We start from the raw sequence: 1,072 nt of genomic DNA on the forward strand, positions 1-1,072 counted from the left end.
GGCTTAATGGACATTTGGGTTGGTTTTTAGAGAACTTAGCTTCTAATGGACATTTAGGTTGGTTTTTGAGCTCTTTTTTGCTTCCTAAACTCCAAAGAAATTATCTATAAACAGTCTTTTAGATTCCATACTCATCCCGGCATGGCAGCGTATTTTGGTCTTCAATTCGCCAAATTTCCCTTCTAAGCGGTTGGTGGTGTTCGGTATCATCAGTTCTTGATGTTGTTGATACGTGAATAAATAGCTCAGGTTGCGCCTCAGACTGTGGTAAGCACTTCTCAATCTTTTGTGGGTGTACCACTTTTGGTGTCCGTCTATGCTGTAGCTGAGTTCGTTCAAATAGTCGCGATGTCTTGCATGCCATAAAAACAGCTCACGCTCAAAGTCGGCTTTGCTGTAGCCAAACAAACTGTCAGCCAACTCTTTCAGCTCTCTGCCTGCGTCCGACTTTGGACGGCGGGTCAGATAGCGGCGGACGGTTTGCTGTTGGTGAAATTGACAGAGTTGGAAAGGAATGTCGGGATACAGTGTGCTCAATCCTTTGAAGCCGTCGGCAGTGATGCTTTGAATGGCAATGCCTTTATTGAGAATAGCCTTTAACCCTTGTTCATAGAGTACGGTACTTTCTTTTGCCACATACTGCTTATGCAGCACTTGGCCGTTGAGGCTGTTCATAAACACCATGACGCCGAAAGCTCTGCCGAAGTAGGTTGTGTCCATGATGATGTTGGCAACCGGATGGGGCGGCGGCGGCCGATGCAGGCTGGCTTGTTTGAGGCGGCGCTGTATGGTTTTTAAGCTGCAACGGTGCCGATGGGCCAGTTGGGCATAGGTTTGTTTGAGGTGGATGTACTCATACAAAAGACAGTCGTTGTCGAGTGTCTTTGAGACCGGGAGAAATTTGTTGCAGGCAGAACATTTATATCTTTGCCTACCGTTTTTTCTTCCGTATTTGATAAGGGTGTTTTGATGGCAAAACGGGCATTTTTAACAAACATTGGCAAAAAACCGCTGAAAGCCTTGTATCCTAAGGATTACAGCGGTTTTTACCAACCCAAATGTCCATTAAGCC

At 45.8% G+C, this 1,072-nt stretch carries 1 pseudogene; it reads right to left on the reverse strand.

Annotated features, from left to right (window positions below):
- Positions 1-84: 84 nt before the first annotated feature.
- Positions 85-975 (reverse strand): annotated as a pseudogene (locus HMPREF9371_RS10855) (IS256 family transposase, variant Zn-binding type); the annotation flags it as partial.
- Positions 976-1,072: the final 97 nt, after the last annotated feature.

This window comes from Neisseria shayeganii 871 (assembly GCF_000226875.1).
Classification (GTDB): domain Bacteria; phylum Pseudomonadota; class Gammaproteobacteria; order Burkholderiales; family Neisseriaceae; genus Eikenella; species Eikenella shayeganii.